The sequence below is a fragment of the Sulfolobus sp. B1 genome, assembly GCF_007050195.1.
Classification (GTDB): Archaea; Thermoproteota; Thermoprotei_A; order Sulfolobales; family Sulfolobaceae; genus Saccharolobus.
The window spans coordinates 1-5,703 of the sequence record NZ_QIMI01000105.1; the positions used below are offsets into that span (position 1 = coordinate 1).

Annotated in this window: 6 protein-coding genes; 4 read left to right on the forward strand and 2 right to left on the reverse strand. The window is 34.5% G+C overall.

The features are described from left to right. Window positions 1–99 precede the first annotated feature (99 nt). The 3 genes from DMP16_RS07355 to DMP16_RS07365 all read left to right on the forward strand — a co-directional run bounded on the left by DMP16_RS07355 (window position 100) and on the right by DMP16_RS07365 (window position 3,338). Complete coding sequence (locus DMP16_RS07355) at window positions 100–1,365, forward strand: beta-L-arabinofuranosidase domain-containing protein (protein WP_069281336.1); 1,266 nt, start codon at window positions 100–102, stop codon at window positions 1,363–1,365. Then, window positions 1,346–1,813 (forward strand): hypothetical protein, encoded by a 468-nt coding sequence (locus DMP16_RS07360; protein ID WP_069281335.1) that lies wholly within the window; start codon window positions 1,346–1,348, stop codon window positions 1,811–1,813. The genes DMP16_RS07355 and DMP16_RS07360 overlap by 20 nt, the downstream gene beginning before the upstream one ends. A 100-nt stretch (window positions 1,814–1,913) precedes the next feature. Continuing rightward, a complete protein-coding gene (locus DMP16_RS07365; RefSeq protein WP_069281334.1) occupies window positions 1,914–3,338 on the forward strand; it encodes an APC family permease in 1,425 nt (474 codons plus the stop codon). 57 nt (window positions 3,339–3,395) lie between these two features. On the opposite strand, the gene DMP16_RS11400 is transcribed toward DMP16_RS07365, so the two are convergent. Continuing rightward, on the reverse strand, window positions 3,396–3,797 hold the full coding sequence (locus DMP16_RS11400; protein WP_231961192.1) for a transposase: 402 nt from the start codon (window positions 3,795–3,797) through the stop codon (window positions 3,396–3,398). Between the two features lie 445 nt (window positions 3,798–4,242). Next, window positions 4,243–4,575, reverse strand: a complete 333-nt coding sequence (locus DMP16_RS07380; protein ID WP_069281333.1) for a DUF4898 domain-containing protein — start codon at window positions 4,573–4,575, stop codon at window positions 4,243–4,245. A 130-nt stretch (window positions 4,576–4,705) separates the two neighbouring features. Between DMP16_RS07380 and DMP16_RS07385 the strand changes: the two genes are divergently transcribed. Then, entirely contained in the window at window positions 4,706–5,656 is a 951-nt protein-coding gene (locus DMP16_RS07385; protein ID WP_185957838.1) for a right-handed parallel beta-helix repeat-containing protein, read from the forward strand. Window positions 5,657–5,703: the final 47 nt, after the last annotated feature.

Here is a 5,703-nt window from a genome sequence, read left to right on the forward strand (position 1 = left end):
GATACATTTAATTAACTTTATTTTTAGAATATTAAGACTGAAATATAAGAATGATTAAAGTGCAAGACTTATTTATTTGCATTATTAAATTAATGTTAGATGAAGTTCGTTCCATGGAGGTTAGCTTATAATAAGGAACTAATAGCCCTCTTCATGAATGCTAGCTGGTGTATAGATTGCTATCAGCAAGAGAAGGAAATTGAAGGCCTTGACGAAGAATTTCTACAAATATCTTTTACTAAAGAGGATGCTGATGAGAGACTTGATCTAGCAGTTAGATATACTCCGCAAATTTATCCATCTATTAGTTTAATAAGTAAATCTACGGTAATTGGTGGTACTTATGGTTTAGTCAAAAGGAATAAGATTAGAGAGATTTTAACTCAAGCTATAGAGCTTACAGAAGGTAAACGAAAACTCGTTACGTTACCTAAAATCTCTGTGCATAAACTTAGCGTTAGCCCTCAGTATGTAGTAAGTGAGGTATTAAGAAATTGTGAGGGATATTATGATTGGATAAATGGGGGATTTGAAAGAGAACCTAAATTCGTTTCTCCGGAAGTATTAAACTTATTTTTAAAGCTTAATGATTTCTATCATACGTCTATGGTAGTTGCTACGTTAGATAACGTTATATCTAATTTGTGGGATGATGGATTCTATGCATACTCCATAACTAGTGATTGGAAAACTCCTTATAAAGCAAAGTTATATGATTTTAATGCAGAGTTAGTTAGCACTCTTCTTGAAGCCTATGAGAAGATAGGGGATGACAATTATTTAGATTATGCAGTAAAGTCTATAGAGTGGATGATAAGGAATAGGAGGAGTGATGGATTATTTCCTAATGCACAAGTGATTGATAAAGTGGATAGCAGAGCCTTTTTGAGTGTAAACAGTGTTGTTGGAGAGTCTTTATTCAGAATGTATAAGGAGACTGAGGATAGTAAATATTTAGAGATAGCTGAAGAATTGTATAATAATATTGTCTCTCGTAAACTCACTCATAATCTAGATAACCCTGACTCTCCCCTTTTCCTAATTGATATTGCGCGTTTTCTAAAATTTTCCTCTTACCTAAAAAAGAATAATAAAGAAATTTTCAATATTCTTAGTAATTATGAAAGCAATAAGGGTGCATATTATGATGTGACATTGAAACACGCGAGTGAAGAGAGGATTGGTAGGTACACTTTCCTCTACGATAATTCTATTTTAGCCCAAGCCTTCATTAATCTTGGAATGATTAATGAGGCTAAGAAAATCTTGGACTCTTTAATCGAGTCCTTTACAATATACACTTACTTTAATCAAGCTGTATACGCATTAACTTTAGGTGAAGTATATGGTCTCTTTCCTCACTAGACTTTTTGTAAGTTTTGTCATAATTACGCAAATCATATTTTCAATTGAGGTTATTTCGGCTATTTATGAGATAAATATTCCTTACATATCCTATATTAACTACGTAGTAGGGATAATAACACTTTTAACATTAATAGCTAGGTTGTTTACTGCATTTATCTATAGCAATATCAAATACGTCTCATTACTTATGATTATACCCATTGTGAACGTCTTTACAATAACTTATTTAACATATAAACTAACTTTTTCAAAGCTTCTTTCCCTTTTAACACTCATAATCTGGTTCTCTAGCCTGATCGTTACACTTTTATTTAAACTACCAATTTACCAGTTTACGTCTGTGACATACTATTTACCTTATTTAATTACCCTAGATCTAACTTCTTTAGCCTCCTTATCAATCGTAACGTATGCTATTTTTAAGTTTGAGAGAAGCAAAAGATGAGAAATTACTTTTACAATAAAAATACGCAGACCCTCTCTAGAAAGTTTAGAAAGAAAAATTTTTAAATCTTTAATTAAGCTAAATTGATAAAGCGGTAGGAATGAAAAGGCATAGTTTTCATACCAAAATTACAGATCTTAAAAGTGAAGTGCTACATATCCTAGACCTCGTCCCTCTGTCTACCTCTTCGGTTGCCCCTACCTTCAGTATAGCCGCAGCTTACGGTGTCATGGTCTCCCTAGCTGGTCCCCAAGCTATAATGGCTACTTTCCTTACGGCAGTACCATTTCTACTCGTTGCATTGATTTTTAGACAATTTAATCTGCACTTTCCACATGCTGGGGCATCCTATCATTGGGGATGTAAGATTTTGGGGAAAAAGTTTGGTGCCTTTCAAGCGTGGGTGGTAACTCTTGCGTACTTCTTATCTATCCCCCCTATAGTAATCCCCGCTGGAGAATACACGCTAGCTCTGTTTTATTCGCTTGGATTAATCCAATACTCTGTTTACTCATCCCAGTTTTGGGTTTCCGTAGTAGGCATAATTTGGGTCTTAATCGCAGCAATCCCTCTTATGTTAGGGGCTAAGCCAACAGCTAGATTTACTGAGGCCTTTCTCATTACGGAGCTTATAGTATTGGGCCTCTTCTTAGGCCTCGGTTTTGCAAACTTTAAGGTGGTGAACCCATTTAGCTGGAGCTGGTTCTTCTCTACTAAAGTTAATTGGACTGGATTAGTACTCGCAATGATTGTTGCAGCCACAATTGTTGATGGATGGGAAATAGATAGTTATGCCTCTGAGGAATCTAAAAGACCTAGAAGGTGGCCAGGACTTAGTGGAATAATAGGCCTCCTCTCAGTCCTATTAATATATAGTGTTACCATGCCTCTAATGACCATAGAAACCCCCTTAAAACCTCTAGCACAGAGCGTAGATCCCTTATTTACTTGGACTCAATATGTGGTACCTTCATATTCCTGGCTTATGGACATTGCAGTGCTTACCTCTACTGCAAGCTCTCTCTGGCTCACTGCATTTATACTCAGTAGAGCGTGGTACGCCATGGCTAGGGACAAGCTTTTGCCCTCGTTCTTTGGCTGGGTACATGAAAGATTCAAGAGTCCTTGGAGTAGTATACTCTTAATATCTGGTCTCAATGTTCTAGTAAATGTATTAATGTTAATTTCCCCCTCAGTTGAGTCCTTCTTTACTTTATTGCTTAGTGCTGCTGGAATCTTTCTAGCCATGGAATTCTTCCTAGATAGTGTCAGCGGAGTACTGTTTTTCTGGATAAAGCATACGCCAATGGGGAAAGAGAAGCTAAGCCCACACATTCACTGGGCTTACAGGGTAGTATCTATCATAGCCTCCCTTTCCCTTGGTGCAATAATAGCCCTAGGACTTTTTTACAGCCCATCCACCATAGGTGGTGATTTCCCATATGTATTTGCAGGATTAATGACGTTTTCAATTCCTTTCATTTATCTCTCAAGGAAGATGGAAGTAAAGGAATTCGCAGCTTAAAAGAAGGAGGAGACTTTTTTAAGTTAAATAGCTAAAGACTCTGACCTCCTCCCCGCCCTAAAGGGTTTTGCCAAGGTCTAAAGCGTTACTCCCCTTTATTACTCCATTTGACGTTACGAGAAAGGAAAGGGGCTTCTTTAGTACGCTTACAATCCTATTTATTGCTCTCTTCATTATGTTTAAAGCACCATTAACGTCACTGTGAAGCTTATGACCTAAAGGGCAATTGATAATCCCTCTAGGCTTCCTCTCAATCTTAACGTCATGGAAAGCACAGAGCTTTGAAGTATTATACTCGACAACGAGAAACACCTTTATACCATATTCGTAGAGTTTATACACTATTGCCTCAGTTAGTTTACGATAAGACCAGATATTCACAGTGAACTTGTTACCCTTATCTTGAGAGATAAAGTAAGGGTAACCAAGGTAGACTGTTAAGACTCCTAACTCCCACAACGACTTAGCGAGGTGAGAAGCTAAAGTGTATTAATCTGCGATACAGTTTCTTAAAAAGTCTCTCTCTTTCCCTTAACACTTCCTCCCTAGCTTCAGTCTCTTTGTATCTTCTCAGCTTCAGCCTTTAGTCTGTCTAACTCTGCAACCATGAGTCTGCCAACTTCCTCAGTTTTCTTTCCTGTGCTCCATTAGGGAACAATCTAACAACGATTGTACGTACACTCCCTTCTGGTATTGCGAGAGTAATAGTCGTCTCCCGCTCCTCATCTTTATGAAGTTGATCAGAATGGAGTGCAATAGGAGAAGATGGGGAAAAGGTTTAAAAACTTCCCCCGCCTTAAAAGGCGAGGTTTGCGTTCTTTTTATCATGAGATTATAAACGTACTTCTAAGCACTGTTGACATGAGTGGTAAAGTTGTTTTACTATATTAGTGCAAATTTGAGATTATCTAATGCTGTATTTTTTAGCTAAATCTTGAATTTTACTAGCTGAAGAGTAGTATCCCATGTAAATTTTTTGGCTAGCATTTTTACTATACATTATAGTAAGTGACGCACTAGGTCTGACTTTACTTATTGCTTCCCTAATCTTATTAGCCATATCATTCTCGTTTAATGGTAATACTACTAAAACATTAATGACATCTTTTGGAAGGATAAGGTCGAAAAATTTTTGATAGTCAGATACTATACTGGTATTAAATGCTCTAAGATCAGATATACTTAACGTTCTTGCAACTTTAATGATGTAATCTTCAACTTCAATATTAGATGTCATAGCTTAATCACTTATATATTAACTTGGATAATGTGGTATAAATATGTATCAATGGAAGGACTTGGAGTAGGAAATTGTCCTTTGAATAAATATGTGAAAGTTTTTATATATGAAATTAAAATCTAAATTAATGAGAAGAAAAGTAGTTTCTTTTATATTACTACTTCTTATCATTGTGCCTATTCTAGTATCACCTAATATTTTAGCTGGCTCAATTTCTAGCAATTCAATAATTATTGTGAAAAAGAATAATGTTATTATTGAAGGCATGAAGATTATAGGTAATATCACAGTAATAAATTCACATAATGTACTAATTTATAACAATACAATTTTTGGAAGTGAATATTACGGAATATTTGTTTACAATTCATCAAATGTTAGTATAATTGACAATAAAATAGGATCGAATTATTATGATGGAATTAGCATCAAACAGTCTAACAATACTGTGATAGAGAGAAATATTATATTTAACAATACTAATGGTGATGGAATTACTATTTGGTATTTTAGTAATAATATATTTATTTCCAATAATAGTATTATTGAAAATAAATATGGTATCGTTCTATTAACATCTTTAAATATAGTAGTTAAGAATAACATTATCACGAATTCAATGTATTATGGAATTTACTTATATAACGTCAGTAATACTAGCCTTTATGATAATTTAGTTGAAGAAGATGATGCGGGAATAGAGATAGAGTATTCTAGTGTAGTGAATGTTCTATCAAACCACATTTCAAATAATTTAGTTGGTGTTTATTTGGGAAAAGAAATATACAATCTTACCTTAAGATATAACGTAATTCAAAGTGCTAAATTTGTCGGATTACTTATCGTTTATTATCCTATCCCGTTTGTATCTCAAGGAAACACTTTCTATAATAATACTAAAAATCAATTTTATGCATTTAATACTACTATAAATTCGATTACTCCGTCGTATAGTATAACTAACATTACAATACGTCAGCAACAACGGTCTGGGCAAAACACTTTTTACTATTTAATCCCACTTAGCTTAATTCTATCTCTCTTAATCGTGTTATTAGTGAAAAGGAAAAAAGGTTAGAAACGGGTAAAAAAGGATTATTCACAAACAAACAGTATTATTTTTCC